The organism is Nocardia canadensis, assembly GCF_032656385.1.
Taxonomy (GTDB): Bacteria; Actinomycetota; Actinomycetes; order Mycobacteriales; family Mycobacteriaceae; genus Nocardia; species Nocardia canadensis.
Genome location: NZ_JAVCWB010000001.1, coordinates 480,852 through 495,355 on the forward strand (window position 1 = coordinate 480,852; position 14,504 = coordinate 495,355).

Below are 14,504 nucleotides of genomic sequence, written 5' to 3' on the forward strand. Positions count from 1 at the left end.
TCTTCGCCGTGACCGGGTGTCAGCCGGCCGGGGCGGGTTCGGTGGCGACCGGCGGTGCCGCCGGTGCCGGTTCCACCGGCGCCGCCTGCGGTTCGGCCGGGACCTGCGGGGCGACCGGCTCGGTCGGCGCGGGGGCGCCGGGAGCCGCGGGGACCGTCGAGGTCGGGGCGGTGGTGGCGGGCGCCTGCTCGGGCTTGGTGCCGTTCATGCCCTCCATCTCGGCCTTGTAGGTCTCGTTGTAGGTCTTCCAGAACGTGGTGACGATGCCGGTGAGCTCGTTGAGCACCAGCGATCCGTTCTGGAAGTCCGCACGCAGACCATCCGGCACCAGGTAGGCGCTGCCGGTCGGCAGGCCGAGCACGCCCGAGTCACCGCCCAGGCTGAGGTAGCGGTCCAGGATCGCCCCGACCACCTCGAAGACCGCGCCGTTCTCCCCGGAGAAGACGTAGCCGTTGGCGAACTTCGCGTACTGGCGGCCCTGCGCGCCCGAGAGCAGATCCGACTGCGGCGCGCCGAGCGGACCGTCGACACCGCCGCGGCTGACCCAGTGCCTGGCGATCTCGTTCGAGCCGGACAGACCGAGCAGCTTGTCGACCAGCGCGCCGAGTTCGGCCATATTGCCCTGCTGCTGCGGCGCGCGGGCCTGCTGGCTCGGCGGCCGCTCCGGCGTCGCGGGTGAGGAGTAGGTGCTGCTGTTGCCCGCGGCGATCCCACGGATGCGGTCCATCAGCGCGTAGGCCGCGTCGCCGGGGCAGTCGGTGTTGCCGACGTCGCGGTGCGCGAACACCGTCGGCAGGTCGACCGCCTCGTCCTGGGCGTACGGGGTGAACTCGGTGCCCTCGGAATACATCGTGGTGTGGCCCTCGGGATCGATCCCCGCGATCTTGGACCGCCACCCGATGAACTTGCCGATCGCGTTGATCGACTCGTTGCTCGGTGTCTCGGTCTCGTAGTTGCCCATCAGCGCCACGCCCGCGGTGTTCTCGTTGAACCCGCCCGCGTGCGCGCCCTGCACCGCCCGGTCCAGACCGCCGTAGCGGCCCTCGAAGATCTGGCCGTACTGGTCGACCAGGGCGTTGTAGCCGATGTCGCACCAGCCCAGGGTCTCGGCGTGGTAGGCGTAGATCGCGCGGACGATGCCCGCCGACTCGGCCCGGCTGTAGTCGTTGCGACCGGCCGTGTGGTGCACGGTGATGCCGCCGACGCCGTCGTCGTAGGTGGGTTCCTCGCAGCGGATCGACTCGTCGGCACCCCACTGCGCGCGGGTGATGACCTTCGGGCCGCCGCCGGGCAGCGCCGCGGCGACATCGGTGAGCCCGGCGTCGATGGCGGCGCGGCCCGGGTTGATCAGGATGGCCTTGAGCGCGGCCTCGGTGAGATGGGCCGGGTCGCTGTGATCGGCGCCGGCGACCGGCTTGCGGGTCACCAGCATCTGCACGGCGGTGGTCTCGCCGACGTAGATCGGCTCGGTGCCGGTCGGCGCGTCGGCCGGGGTCTGGTCGGTGGCCCTGGTGTCGACCGGATCGGCGTCGTACCAGGGGCCCCAGTTGCCGTCCAGTTGGCGGGCCCGCAGCTTGGTGGTGGTGTTCACCAGGTCGCGCGCGGTGACCGCGACCATGCTGAACGGGGTCTCCTGGGTGAGCTCCTTGACCTGCGCGCCGACCTGGTCGATCAGGTCGGGTCCGACCGCGCCGGGGGACAGCGCCGGGGTCTCGGGGGTGGTGCCGGGCTCCAGGTTGGCCGGGTCGGCGATGAACTTCATTCCGGTCGGCCGGTTCTGGACGACCGGCGCGCCCGCCGGGGGAGTGGTCGCGGGTGCGGCCGGGGCCGGTGCGGCCGTGGTCGTGGTCGCGGACGGAGCCGGAGCGTCGGGCGCCGGTGCGGCCGGGGCGATCGGGGCCGGAGCCGCCGAGGTCGTGGTCGGCGCGGCGGGCGGTGCCGTCGGGACGGCGGTGCTCGGGACCGGCGGACGCGCGGCGGGCGCGTTGCCCTGCTGCGCGGGCGCGGGGGCGGCCGTCGTCGTGGTGGGCTGCGCCTTCGTCGGGATCGCCGGGAGCGGGATCTCGGTGGGCAGCGCCACGCCCGGCGGAACGGGCAATCCCGGCGGCACCGGGATCGAGGTCGGCAGCGGCAGCATCTGCAGATCCGACAGGCGCAGATCCGGCAGATCGAGGCCGGTCAGGTCACGCAGCGGGACCGTGATGTCGGGGACCGAGGTCAGCGCGACCTCCGCCAGCTGGGTCGGGACCGCCGCGACCTGCGATTCGTTGGTGCTGCGGTAGTCGGTCGAATCGCTCAGCGCGAACGCGCCGACGGGTGCGGCGACGGCGAGCGTTGTGACCACCGGGAGCACGTAGGAACGTTTCGGCTTTCGATATCGCACGTGCCTTCTCCAATCAGGGTCGAGCTCGTAGACCTTGGTGGCATCGAGGCCATCACCGGCAAGTGATGCTTGCTTCCTCTTGTCTCACACACCACACTAGTTAACATACGTCACACATCTAAACCTCAACTTGAGGATTATGTGATTGCTCGAATGTAGCCTTCGGAACCCGCTCGGCCACGACGACATGCCGACGCGAGCTCCGCCGGTCGAATCGCGACACCGTGGGAGCGCAGTATGAGAGCGGACACCAAGATCAACCGCAGTACCCGCCGCGGCACCAGGCGCCGCGCCGTGCCGATGATCAAGACTGCCCCGCTGCCGTTGCTGGTCGGTGGCACCGCGCTGGCGCTGACCGGCGCGTTCGGGCTGTGGCAGATCCTGCCGGGCCAGGTCGCCCCGACCGTGGGCGCGGGCCACGGGCGCGGGATGAGCCAGGTCGGCGCGTTCGACAGCGCCAGGGAGGGCTGGTCCGCCGAGGAGATCCTCGGTCACTACTACCCGGGCGCCGAGCTCGGGCAGGTCGGGCCGACCACGATCGGTGTCCGGCTGCAGGCCCAGGACGACGCCACCCTCGACACCTTCGCCGCCGCGGGCGCGCAGGTCGCGGGCCGGATGATCGGCCCGGGCGAGGCCGCCCACCTCACCCCATTACCCGACGGCGGCGCGAACGTCGTGGTGACCACGGGCTGCGACGGCGAAGTGCTGTGGCAGACCGCGACCGACGACCCGTTCGTCTACCCGCTGGATCCGGGGCCGGGCAGACCCGCCGCCGAACACCTGACGCTGTGCGGCGGCACCGCCTATCGCGGCGCGCTCGGGGTCGCGCTGGAAGGCGGCGCGTACCGGACCGTCAACCAGGTCGACCTCGACGACTACCTCGCCGGCCTGTTACCCGCCGAGATGCAGGCGAACTGGGCCGATCAGGGCGCGTTCGAAGCGCTGCGCGCACAGGCGATCGCGGCCCGTTCCTACGCGCTCGCCGAGAACCGCTACGACTACGCGCAGACCTGCGACACCACCGACTGCCAGGTGTATCCCGGCACCGTGAAAGAGGACGCCCGCACGACCGAGGCCGTCGCGGCGACCGCGGGCACCGTGCTGCTGCGCGACGGACTGATCCTGCGCTCGGAGTACTCCGCCGCGCCCGACGGCGGCCGCCCGGCCGATATCGAGACCTTCGCCGTGGGCCCCGCGCCCGGCGACCTGGTCGAAACCGCGCCCGCGCCGACGGCGCCCACCGCCCCGACCCGCCCCGATCCGACCATCGAGGCGCTCGCGGGCGAGACCGCGATCGACACCGAGTACCGGCGGATCGGCGGTCCGGACAGCACCATCGGGGCGCCGATCGGGCCGGAGATGATGTTGCCGCAGCGGGCAGGCACGTATCGGCTGTACACCAACGGTGTGATCGTGGCGACCAAGACGCTCGGCGCCCAGGTCGTCGACTTCTCGACGCTGTTGCAGCTGGTGCCGGAGGTGGGCGATCAGCTGCCGCCGTCGGCGTCGGGTCAGCCGAAGGTGACGACGCCGGAGGGCACGGCGCCCGGCGGTGTCGCGCCGGGGACTCAGGCGTCCGTACCGGCACAGGCCGCCGCGGGTGGTGACCAGGTCGGACCTGTGCACGGTCCGGTGAATCCCGCTGCCACGCCACACGCACCCGCGAATCCTGTTGCCGCGCCGCGTGGTTCGGTGGATCCCGCTACCGGTCAGCAAGTTCCCGCTGCCGGGCCGCGGAACCCGGCACCCGTGCCCCACGGCCCGGCTACCGCGCCGGGAATCCACGACGGCGAGTAGCGGCCCGGGACGGTCGAGACCGCGTCGATCCGGCGGACGGCCAGGTGCGCCTGGGCTCGGCGAACCGGGCTGCCGGGGCGCGTCGCCGATCCGGCCATGACCGCCGGGTGTCCCACGACGGGTAGCGGCCGGGGTCAGTCGAGGGTGGTGTCGTCCAGGCCGATGGCCAGGGTGCGCAAGAGCCCGGCGAGTTGTTCGCGGTCCTCGGTGCCCAGCGCCGCGAGCAGGCGTTGCTCGTTGTCCATGTGCAGGGGCAGGAGGCGGTCGACCAGTTCCCTGCCCTCGTCGGTGAGCTGGACGAAGACCGAGCGCCGGTCGTCGGCCGAGGGCACCCGGCGGACCAGGTTCTTGGCCGCCATGCGGTCGATGCGGTTGGTGATCGCGCCGGAGGTGACCATCGCGGCCCGGTTCAGCGAGCCCGCGGTCAGGCCGGTGTCGCCGCCGGAGCGGCGCAGCGTGGCGAGCACGTCGAACTCCCAGAATTCCAGTCCGTGACCGGCGAAGAAGCGTTTGAGGTCCTGTTCGAGGACGCGCGAGAGCCGGGTGATCCGGCCGACGATCGCCATCGGTGACACGTCGACATCGGGTCGTTCGACCCCCCAGTGCTCGGTGATCAGATCGACGGCGTCCCGCATGCGTATCCCTCTCTATTGAAAATCTTAACGTTCATCTACTTGACGATGAGGCATCCCGCCGGGTAGATATTTCAATGTTGAGATTATCAATCAGGAGTGAACATGACGACGGCTACTCGCCCGACCGGCTACGCGGGCACCCTCGCGCTCACCGCTCTCACCCCGATCGTCTGGGGTTCCACCTACGCCGTCACCACCGAGTTCCTGCCCCCGGACCGGCCGCTGTTCACCGCGCTGACGCGCGCCCTGCCCGCCGGTCTGGCCCTGCTCGCGCTGACCAGGGTGCTGCCGCACGGCAGGTGGCTCGGTCGCGCCGCGGTGCTCGGCGTTCTCAATATCGGCGCGTTCTTCCCGCTGCTGTTCCTGGCGGCCTACCGGCTGCCGGGCGGCGTGGCCGGGGTACTCGGCGCGGTGGCGCCGATGTTCGCGCTCGGCTTCGCCGCGGTCCTGCTGTCGGAGGCGCCGGCGCGGCGCAAGGTGATCGCCGGGCTGATCGGCGTCGCCGGGGTGTCGCTGGTCGTGCTGCGCGGCGATGCCGAGCTGGACACGATCGGTGTCGTCGCCGGGCTGGCCGGTGCGGCGTCGATGTCGGCGGGCACCGTGCTGACCAAGAAGTGGGGACGTCCCGAGGGCGTCGGTCCGCTCGCGATGACCGGCTGGCAGCTGACCGCGGGCGGCCTGTTCATCCTGCCGCTCGCCGTGCTGATCGAAGGCGCGCCGCCCGCGATGGACGCGCAGGCCGTCGGCGGCTACCTGTACCTCGGCGTCATCGGCACGGCGCTCGCCTACTGGCTGTGGTTCCGGGGGATCTCGCGGGTACCCGCGACGTCGGTGGCCTTCCTCGGTCTGCTGAGCCCGATGTCGGCCGCGGTGATCGGCTGGCTCGCCCTCGGGCAGGCGCTGACTCCGCCGCAGGTCCTCGGCCTGGCGATCGCGCTCGGCGGCACCGTGCTCGGCCAGATTCCGCCGAAGGTCGCGCCGGCGACGGTGGCCGAGCCGGTGCCCGCGCGGGCGACCATCACCAAGATCGCCGTTCTGCCTGCGCCGGAGAAGGTTTCGGTCGCCCGCTGAACCCGGGGCGCACGGTCGGCCGCGCATCGCCTGCATCAACTGGTCCTCGGCGAGGGCCGGGACCGGCAGGGGGTGCGCGGCTTTCGCGCGCAGGCCGCCGAGCGCGACACCGTCGAGATCGGATTCTGACTTTCGGGGTTGACCTTGACGTAGCGTCAACTTGCAGACTGGGAACACCGACGAGAAAGGGGCAGGTCATGGCGGGTGAATGGGCCATCCAGGACCTCGCGAAAGCCGCGGGCACCACCAGCCGCACGCTGCGCCACTACGGCCAGCTCGGGCTGCTGGAACCGAGCCGGATCGGCGCCAACGGCTACCGCTACTACGACCAGAGCTCCCTGATCCGCCTGCAGCGCATCCTGCTGCTGCGCGAACTCGGCCTCGGCCTTCCGGTGATCGCCGAGGTACTCGCCGGGGAACAGGACACCGCGGGCGCACTGCGGACCCACCTGGAACTGCTTCGGCAGCAACAGGATCGGATCGCGCGCCAGATCGAATCGGTGTCGACCACGTTGCGCAAGACCGAAAGAGGTGAACCACTCATGGCCGCAGAGGTTTTCGACGGCTTCGACCACACCCAGTACAAGGACGAGGTCACCGAACGGTGGGGCAAGGAGGCCTACGAGAGCGGCGACCGCTGGTGGCGCTCACTGAGCGATGCCGAGAAGAAGTCGTTCCAGCAGACCCAGCTCGACATCGCCGCCGACTTCGGCAAGGCCCACGCCGCGGGCCTGCCGGTGGCGGGCGAGACCGTCCAGGCGATCGTCGCCAGGCACCGCGCCTGGCTCGGCGACGGCACCCAGGGCCGCCCGGTGACCGACGAATACCTGCTCAACCTGGGCGAGATGTACGTCGCCGACCCGCGGTTCCGGCAGAACTACGACGTGCACGGCGACGGCACCGCGGAGTACATCCGTGAGGCCTTCCGCGCCTACGTCGCGGGCCGAAACGCCTGATCGCGGTTTATCCGGCCCCGCACCGGGAACTAGAGGACAGCCGCGTCCGGACGCCACCCGCCCGGCCGCGGCTTTCGGCGTCGTAGGCTGCCCGGTGCCGGTGCGGTCGCGAAGGGAAGCGATGAACAATCACCATGGCCCGCAGGGGTTTCCGCCGCCATCGGGCAGATGCCGCGACCGCATCCGGGCCGGTCACCCCGACTCGTGGCGGTACGCACCGGTCTCGGCGCTCTCTCCGGCGGGCCGCGCGGGCTCCCCGCAGCGCTGGGTGGACCACGCGAACCACGCCGGATCGGGCGTTTCGCCGTATAACTGACGGCGACGACGACAACGTGCAGGGGACAGTGGTGGATCAGGTGGAGCCCGAGCGGCCTTCTCGCGCGGTGACCGCGCTGGTGGCGGGGTGGCTCGGGGTGCTGGTCGGGGGTGCCGGGATCATCGTGGGCACGGCGACGGCGCTGGTGCGGGCATTCGGGCGCGAGATCGAGCTCGATTACGCGGGTGCGGGGATCGTCGGCGGGCTCGGGGTGCTGTATCTGCTGGGGGCGGTGCTGCTGTTGCGGCGGCGGATGCTCGGCAGGCGGATTCTGGTGGCCATCACGGGCGCGATGAGCGGAGCGACGTTGCTGGTCGTCGTACTCAACGGCGCCGGGCACGGGCTGCGGTTCGGGCCGCTGGACTGGTGGCTCGCGCTCAACGTGGTGATCCTGGTGCTCAGCGTGATCGAGCCGACGCGGCGCTGGACCATCACGCGGTAACGCGGCAGGGGATAGGTTTTGATCATGGTCGTGCGGGAAACGAAGTCGACAGTCGGTGAGGTGGCGGTGATCGTCGCCGTGTGCTGCGCCGGCGTGGCCGCCGTGGCGAATCTGCTCGGGGCCCTGATCCTGGTGCGCGCCTTCCTGGACGCGCCGCAACGGCTCGACGACTCGCTGACGCTGTTCACCACTCTCGGCGCCCTGGTGGCGGCCTTCGCGTTCGGCTACGGGGGCATGCTGCTGGCCCGTCGCGACGAGACCGGCCGGTGGGTGCTGATCGTCGCGGGCGGCGCGCAGATCGGGCTCGGTGCGCTGGGTCTGCTGGCCACCCTGGTGAATTACGACTCCGAGTACGGCATCCACTGGTTCGCCGAGGAGTCGGTCGTTCGTTCGATTCCGATCGGGTTCGGTGGGGTACCCGGTGCCGTGACGGCGATCGTGAACCACAGCTGGGCGGCCGCGCTGGCGGCCGTCGCGCTGGGCGCGCTGGTGCTGGTGCCCGCGGTGCTGCCGTGGACGGCGGCCTACGCTCGGACCGAGCGGGCGGTCGGTTCGGCCGTATAGTTTCGGCAGGTCAGCGGCGCTACGCCGCGCTCGTTTTCGGAGGGGGACACCATGGGATACCCGTATGGTCCGCAGCAGGGCCACGACCCGTACGCGGGTGGTTACGCGCAACCCGGCTACGCGGCCGATCCCTACGCGCAGCAGGGCTACGCCGCGCAGCCGTACGGGTACGGGCAGCAGCCCTATGCCGCGCCCGGCTACGAATACGGTTACGGTGCACCGGCTTACGGCGCCCCGCAGCGGGCGGGCGGCGGCACCGGTATCACCGCGGCCCTGCTCTCCCTGCTGATCTCGCTGGTCGCGCTGATCGGCCTCGGCGTGATCGCGGCCGCCGAGCTGAGCACCGAATCCAGCCGCAGCGACGACGCCCGCGCAGGCACGATCGCCGGCCTCGCGATCGCCGCGGTCCCGGCCCTGCTGTGGCTGCTCGGCTCGATCCTGCTGTTCCGCCGCAAGACCGCCGGCCGGGTCATCCTGATCATCCTGTCCACGATCGGCCTGCTGATCAGCGCGATCTCGGTCGCGGTCTCGGCCAGCGAAGGAGCACCGCCGGGCCTGGTCGCCGGCAGTGTCGTCGCCACCTGCGTCCCACTGCTGATCCTCGTCTGCGCTTCCGCCCCGTCCACGGGCCGCTGGATCCGCGCGGCTCGTCAGCCCGCGTACCCTCCCTACCCGTATTACTGACGCGCGCCCAGGGGGAACACGCATGAGCCATCCGTCCGGCCACGGTCCGAACGAAGGTGTCGCCCAGCAGTTTTCGCCGCTCTCGGCACCGGCGGTGCTGTCCGGCCCTGATCACCGCGCTTCCGGCGCGGGGAACGGGGAGTGGTGGCTCTCGCCTCGGGCCGACCCGTACTCCGTGCCACAGGCGGTCCAGCCGTGGCAGGACGCGGGCCGGGTTCGCCAGGGGGTGGCGCCGGTCCCGCGCCTCGAGCGCCGCCGTCGTCCCGACGCTTCGGGGGTGCCGCTGCACCGGACGATGGGCACGCTGGCGCTGCTCCTCGCCGTCCTGTCGGCGATCGCCGCGATCAACGGATTCCTGTGGGCGGCGGCGCCCCATGCCGGGTCCGGGACGAGTGAGCAGATCTCGAGCGAGGCCGGCGGCAACGTGGTCTTCGTACTGCTCTGGGGGATCGGTGGCTTGCTGCTCGCCCAGCAGATCGGGTACAGCCGGGCACTCGTCTTCGCGCTCGCGGCGATCTACCTGTCGCAGTACGCCGAGGGGATGGACGTACTGACAGCCGACGGGAACCAGCTCGAACCGTGGATCGCCTGGAGCGGGTTGCTCCTCGCCCTACCCCTGACCGCCCTCCTGCCGATCTCGGCGGCGGCGACCTGGACACGACGGCGGAATCATCCCGCCCGGTAGGCCGGTGGCATCACCCCAGCTCAGGGGCAGGTCGGTGACTCCGCCGGGACAATCCGGCGTCTTCCGATACGCTGGGCACCCGTGACCGTCGCATCGTCCCCGGGTAACTCCGATAATTCTGCTTACGACCTGATCGTGGTCGGCTCCGGCTTCTTCGGCCTGACCGTCGCCGAGCGCGCCGCGAACCTGCTGGGCAAGCGGGTGCTGGTGATCGACCGCCGCTACCACCTCGGTGGCAACGCCTACTCCGAGCCGGAGCCCGAAACCGGCATCGAGATCCACAAGTACGGCGCGCATCTGTTCCACACCTCGAACAAGAAGGTGTGGGACTACGTCACCCAGTTCACCGAGTTCACCGGGTACCAGCACCGCGTGTTCGCGCTGCACAAGGGGCAGGCCTACCAGTTCCCGATGGGACTCGGCCTGATCTCGCAGTTCTTCGGCCGGTACTTCACCCCCGAGGAGGCCAAGGCGCTGATCGCCGAGCAGGCCGCCGAGGTGCAGACCGCCGACGCGCAGAACCTCGAGGAGAAGGCGATCTCGCTGATCGGCCGTCCGCTCTACGAGGCGTTCGTGCGCGACTACACCGCCAAGCAGTGGCAGACCGACCCGAAGGAACTGCCCGCGGGCAACATCACCCGCCTGCCGGTGCGCTACACCTTCGACAACCGCTACTTCAACGACACCTACGAGGGCCTGCCCAAGGAGGGGTACACGAAGTGGCTGGAGAACATGGCCGCCTCCGAGCTCATCGACGTGCGGCTCAACACCGACTGGTTCGACGTGCGTGACGAACTGGTCGCGGCCAGCCCGGACGCGCCGATCGTCTACACCGGCCCGCTGGACCACTACTTCGACTACTCCGAAGGCGAGCTGGGCTGGCGCACGATCGACTTCGAGACCGAAGTCCTCGAGATCGGCGACTTCCAGGGCACCTCGGTGATGAACTACAACGACGCCGACGCGCCGTACACCCGCATCATCGAGCCGCGCCACTTCCACCCCGAGCGCGACTACCCGACCGACAAGACGGTCATCATGCGCGAGTTCTCCCGCTTCGCGCAGACCGGCGACGAGCCGTACTACCCGATCAACACTCCCGAGGACCGCGCCAAGCTGCTGGCCTACCGCGAGCTCGCCAAGAAGGAGACCGCCGAGAAGAAGGTGCTCTTCGGCGGCCGTCTCGGCACCTACCAGTACCTGGACATGCACATGGCGATCGGTTCGGCGCTGAGCATGTTCGAGAACGTGCTGCGTCCGCACCTGGAGTCCGGCGCGGCACTGGTGGACCCGGCGTGAGCGAGCCTTGGCGAGTGAACCACAAGCACAGCGCGGCACCGCGCACGACGGAACCGAGCGCCGGCGAGGTGGAGTCGTGAGCGGTCAGCGCCCGGAGGAGGCGGCCCGCGTAACAACGCAGGGCGCCCGAGCACGCCAGAAAGGACGCAGTGTGAGCGCGCAGCCGGTGCTCGACGACGTGACCACCGAGACGCGCGCCAAGGCGCTGCTACAGCGGATCATCCTGCCGCGCCCGGGCGAGCCACTCGACGTGCGGACCCTCTACCTGGAGGAATCCACCACCAACGCGCGCCGCGCGCACGCCACCAGCCGGACCGCGCTCTCGATCGGCGCCGAGTCCGAGGTGTCGTTCTGCACCTACTTCAACGCGCTGCCCGCCAGCTACTGGCGGCGTTGGAGCGTGCTGAACTCGGTGGTGCTGCGGCTGGAGCTGGCCGGGCACGGCCGCGTCGACGTGTACCGCTCCAAGGCCGACGGCTCGCGCATCCACGTGCAGGGCAAGGAGTTCGCCGTCGCGCAGGGCGCGGATTCGGTGTTCGTGGAGTTCGAGACCGATCTGGGCCCGTTCGAGGACGGCGGCTGGATCTGGTTCGACATCACCACCGACACGGCGGTGACGCTGCTGGCCGGCGGCTGGTACGCCCCGCAGGAGGCGCCGGGCACCGGCACCATCGCGGTCGGCATGCCCACCTTCAACCGGCCCACCGACCTGGTCAAGACGCTGGCCGCGCTGGGCTCGGACCCGCTGGTGCTCGGCAATGTCACCGCCGTGATCGTGGCCGACCAGGGCAACCGCAAGGTCGTCGACGAGCCCGGCTTCACCGAGGCCGCCGCGACCCTCGGTGACCGGCTGAGCATCCACGACCAGCCCAACCTGGGCGGGTCCGGCGGCTACAGCCGCGTCATGTACGAGGCGCTCGCGACCGACGCCGAGTTCATCGTCTACATGGACGACGACATCGAGATCGAGCCCGACTCGATCCTGCGCGCGCTGGCGTTCTCCCGGTTCGCCAAGTCGCCGCTGCTGGTCGGCGGGCAGATGCTGAACCTGCAGGAGCGTTCGCACCTGCACAGCATGGGCGAGGTCGTCGACCGCGGGATCTTCATGTGGTCCTCGGCGCCGAACGTCGAGTACGACCACGACTTCTCGAAGTACCCGCTCAAGGATCGCGACAACTCCAAGCTGCTGCACCGGCGCATCGACGTCGACTTCAACGGCTGGTGGACCTGCGTGATCCCGCGGCAGGTGGCCGAGCAGATCGGTCAGCCGCTGCCGCTGTTCCTGAAGTGGGACGACGTCGAATACGGCCTGCGCGCCCGCGAGGCCGGCTACCCGACGATCACCCTGCCGGGTGCGGCCGTATGGCACATGGCCTGGTCGGACAAGGACGACGCGATCGACTGGCAGGCGTACTTCCACCTGCGCAACCGCCTCGTGGTCGCCTCGCTGCACCTGCCCGGCGACGGCAAGCCGATGATCGTGAACACGGTCAAGGCCACTCTCAAGCACCTGCTGTGCCTGGAGTACTCGACGGTCGCCATCCAGAACGAGGCGATCCGCGACTTCCTGGCCGGCCCGGAGGGTCTGTTCGACCTGCTGCCGAGCGCGCTGGGCAAGATCCACGCGATGCGCAAGGAGTACCCGGACGCCGTGGTGCTGCCCTCCTCGACCGAATTGCCGTTGGCCAACCGGCACGGCGTCGGCGCGACCGGCGAGCCGGGCAACCCGATCGCCAAGGTCGCGCGCCTGGCCAAGGGCGTGGTGCACAACTTCCGCAAGGCCGACCCGGCCGCGCACGAGACCCCGCAGCTGAACGTGCCGACGCTGGACGCGCGCTGGTTCCTGCTCTCGCAGGTCGACGGCGTCACCGTGACGACCGCCGACGGCCGTGGCGTCGTCTACCGCAAGCGCGACCCGCGCAAGGCCGCCGAGCTGCTCAAGGAAGCCCTGCGCCTGCGTAAAGAGCTCACCGCTCGCTTCCCGGAGATGCAGCAGCGCTACCGGGCCGCGCACGCCGAGCTGACCAGTACGGCGGCGTGGGAGAAGGTCTTCGGACTCGAAGGCGGCCGCGACGACAACAGCCTGAATGGAACCGCGAAGTGAACGCGATCAACCCGGAACTGCCCGAACTGGAACTGGCCGAAGAGGGCTGCGGCGGCGAGTGCGCCTGCGCCTGCGGTGACGGCGAGTACGTGGAGGTGCCGCTCGAGGTCGGCATCATCAACGTCGTGCAGACCACCATCGGCACCAACCCGGCGGTGGTCTCGGCCGCGCGCGGGATGTCGCATTTCGGTGAGCACGCGCTGGGCTGGGTCGGCATCGCCGCCGCGGGCTGGCTGGTCGACAAGCCGCGGCGCAGGCAGTGGGCCGGGGTCGCGGTCGGCGCGGTCGGCGCGCACGCCGCCTCGATCGTGATCAAGCGGATCGTCCGGCGCCCGCGCCCGAACGACCCGACGGTGCAGGTCAACGTGTCGACGCCGAGCAAGCTGAGCTTCCCGTCCTCGCACGCCACGTCGACCACGGCGGCTGCGGTGTTGCTCGGCAGGCTGACCGGGCTACCCTTGCCAGCGGTGCTCGTGCCGCCGATGCTCCTTTCCCGGGTCGTGCTCGGGGTGCATTACCCTTCCGACGTGCTCGCCGGTTCCGCATTGGGGGCCGCGTCGGCAGCCGCCGTGCTAGCCGCCGAAAAGAGACTCCGACAGTGACCGCAACCGAAAGAACCTTGGCTGAGATGAGCGAAGAACCGTCCGCCGCCGTCCTCGACGAGGCCGTGGTGAAGGGCCCGCCGAAGACTCTGGTCGGCGGTGTCATCAAGGCCATCCGTCCGCGGCAGTGGGTCAAGAACGTCCTCGTGCTCGCCGCGCCGCTGGCCGTCGGGCCGGAGGCGATCAGCGACGCGGGCGTGCTCGTGCACGTCGCCATCGCCTTCGTGGTGTTCTGCATGGCGGCCTCGGGCATCTACCTGGTCAACGATTCGCTCGACGTCGAGGCCGACCGGGCGCATCCGACCAAGCGGTTCCGTCCGATCGCCGCGGGCGTGGTCCCGGTCAACCTGGCGTACGCGCTGGCCGCGGTGCTGCTGGCCGGTTCGATCGCCGGTTCGTTCCTGGCGTCCTGGCACCTGGCCGTGGTGATGGCGATCTACATCGCGATCCAGCTGGCCTACTGCCTGGGCCTCAAGCATCAGGCCGTGCTCGACATCTGCATCGTGTCGTCGGGCTTCCTGCTGCGCGCCGTCGCCGGTGGCGCGGCCGCCGGCATCGCGCTGTCGCAGTGGTTCCTGCTGATCATGGCGTTCGGTTCGCTGTTCATGGCGGCGGGCAAGCGCTACGCGGAACTGCAGATCGCGCTGGAGACCGGCGCGAAGATCCGCAAGTCCCTGCAGTACTACACGCCGACCTACCTGCGCTTCATCTGGACGCTCGCGGCCACCGCCGTCGTGGTGTTCTACGGCCTCTGGGCGTTCCAGCAGGACTCGGCTCGTGACACCCAGTGGTACTCGATCTCCATGATCCCGTTTACCATCGCAATCCTGCGTTACGCGGTCGACGTCGACGGTGGCGAGGCCGGTGAACCCGAAGAGATCGCGCTGGGGGACCGCATCCTGCAGTTCCTCGCTATTGCCTGGATCGGAGCGGTAGGTGTCGCTGTCTATCTCACCTGACGAGATC

Annotated in this window: 13 protein-coding genes; 11 read left to right on the top strand and 2 right to left on the bottom strand. The window is 70.2% G+C overall.

The window, feature by feature from the left end; translation table 11 throughout:
• Window positions 1-19: 19 nt before the first annotated feature.
• Window positions 20-2,344: an N-acetylmuramoyl-L-alanine amidase gene (locus Q7X29_RS02180; RefSeq protein WP_449411932.1), complete on the bottom strand. Its 2,325-nt coding sequence runs from the start codon at window positions 2,342-2,344 to the stop codon at window positions 20-22.
• Between the two features lie 276 nt (window positions 2,345-2,620).
• Between Q7X29_RS02180 and Q7X29_RS02185 the strand changes: the two genes are divergently transcribed.
• A complete protein-coding gene (locus Q7X29_RS02185) occupies window positions 2,621-4,180 on the top strand; it encodes a SpoIID/LytB domain-containing protein (protein WP_218721216.1) in 1,560 nt (519 codons plus the stop codon).
• 134 nt (window positions 4,181-4,314) lie between these two features.
• Here Q7X29_RS02185 and Q7X29_RS02190 read toward each other — a convergent pair whose 3' ends face one another.
• Window positions 4,315-4,815, bottom strand: coding sequence for a MarR family winged helix-turn-helix transcriptional regulator (locus Q7X29_RS02190; protein WP_316573142.1), 501 nt, complete (start codon window positions 4,813-4,815; stop codon window positions 4,315-4,317).
• Between the two features lie 102 nt (window positions 4,816-4,917).
• Between Q7X29_RS02190 and Q7X29_RS02195 the strand changes: the two genes are divergently transcribed.
• The 10 genes from Q7X29_RS02195 (at window position 4,918) to Q7X29_RS02240 (ending at window position 14,497) form a co-directional block, all read left to right on the top strand.
• Window positions 4,918-5,886, top strand: a complete 969-nt coding sequence (locus Q7X29_RS02195) for an EamA family transporter (RefSeq protein WP_316573143.1) — start codon at window positions 4,918-4,920, stop codon at window positions 5,884-5,886.
• Window positions 5,887-6,083: 197 nt separating this feature from the next.
• Window positions 6,084-6,842, top strand: coding sequence for a MerR family transcriptional regulator (locus Q7X29_RS02200; RefSeq protein WP_218721218.1), 759 nt, complete (start codon window positions 6,084-6,086; stop codon window positions 6,840-6,842).
• A gap of 332 nt (window positions 6,843-7,174) precedes the next feature.
• Entirely contained in the window at window positions 7,175-7,600 is a 426-nt protein-coding gene (locus Q7X29_RS02205) for a hypothetical protein (protein ID WP_316573144.1), read from the top strand.
• 24 nt (window positions 7,601-7,624) lie between these two features.
• A complete protein-coding gene (locus Q7X29_RS02210) occupies window positions 7,625-8,164 on the top strand; it encodes a hypothetical protein (RefSeq protein ID WP_316573145.1) in 540 nt (179 codons plus the stop codon).
• A 51-nt stretch (window positions 8,165-8,215) separates the two neighbouring features.
• Entirely contained in the window at window positions 8,216-8,848 is a 633-nt protein-coding gene (locus Q7X29_RS02215; protein WP_316573146.1) for a hypothetical protein, read from the top strand.
• Between the two features lie 22 nt (window positions 8,849-8,870).
• A complete protein-coding gene (locus Q7X29_RS02220) occupies window positions 8,871-9,533 on the top strand; it encodes a hypothetical protein (RefSeq protein ID WP_316573147.1) in 663 nt (220 codons plus the stop codon).
• A gap of 81 nt (window positions 9,534-9,614) precedes the next feature.
• The gene (glf, locus tag Q7X29_RS02225) at window positions 9,615-10,832 is read left to right on the top strand and encodes a UDP-galactopyranose mutase (RefSeq protein WP_218721223.1); all 1,218 of its coding nucleotides are present in this window, start codon (window positions 9,615-9,617) and stop codon (window positions 10,830-10,832) included.
• Between the two features lie 151 nt (window positions 10,833-10,983).
• The gene (locus tag Q7X29_RS02230; RefSeq protein WP_218721224.1) at window positions 10,984-12,936 is read left to right on the top strand and encodes a glycosyltransferase; all 1,953 of its coding nucleotides are present in this window, start codon (window positions 10,984-10,986) and stop codon (window positions 12,934-12,936) included.
• Window positions 12,937-13,025: 89 nt separating this feature from the next.
• On the top strand, window positions 13,026-13,538 hold the full coding sequence (locus Q7X29_RS02235; protein ID WP_218721334.1) for a phosphatase PAP2 family protein: 513 nt from the start codon (window positions 13,026-13,028) through the stop codon (window positions 13,536-13,538).
• Window positions 13,539-13,564: 26 nt separating this feature from the next.
• Window positions 13,565-14,497, top strand: coding sequence for a decaprenyl-phosphate phosphoribosyltransferase (locus Q7X29_RS02240; protein WP_218721225.1), 933 nt, complete (start codon window positions 13,565-13,567; stop codon window positions 14,495-14,497).
• Window positions 14,498-14,504 lie beyond the last annotated feature (7 nt).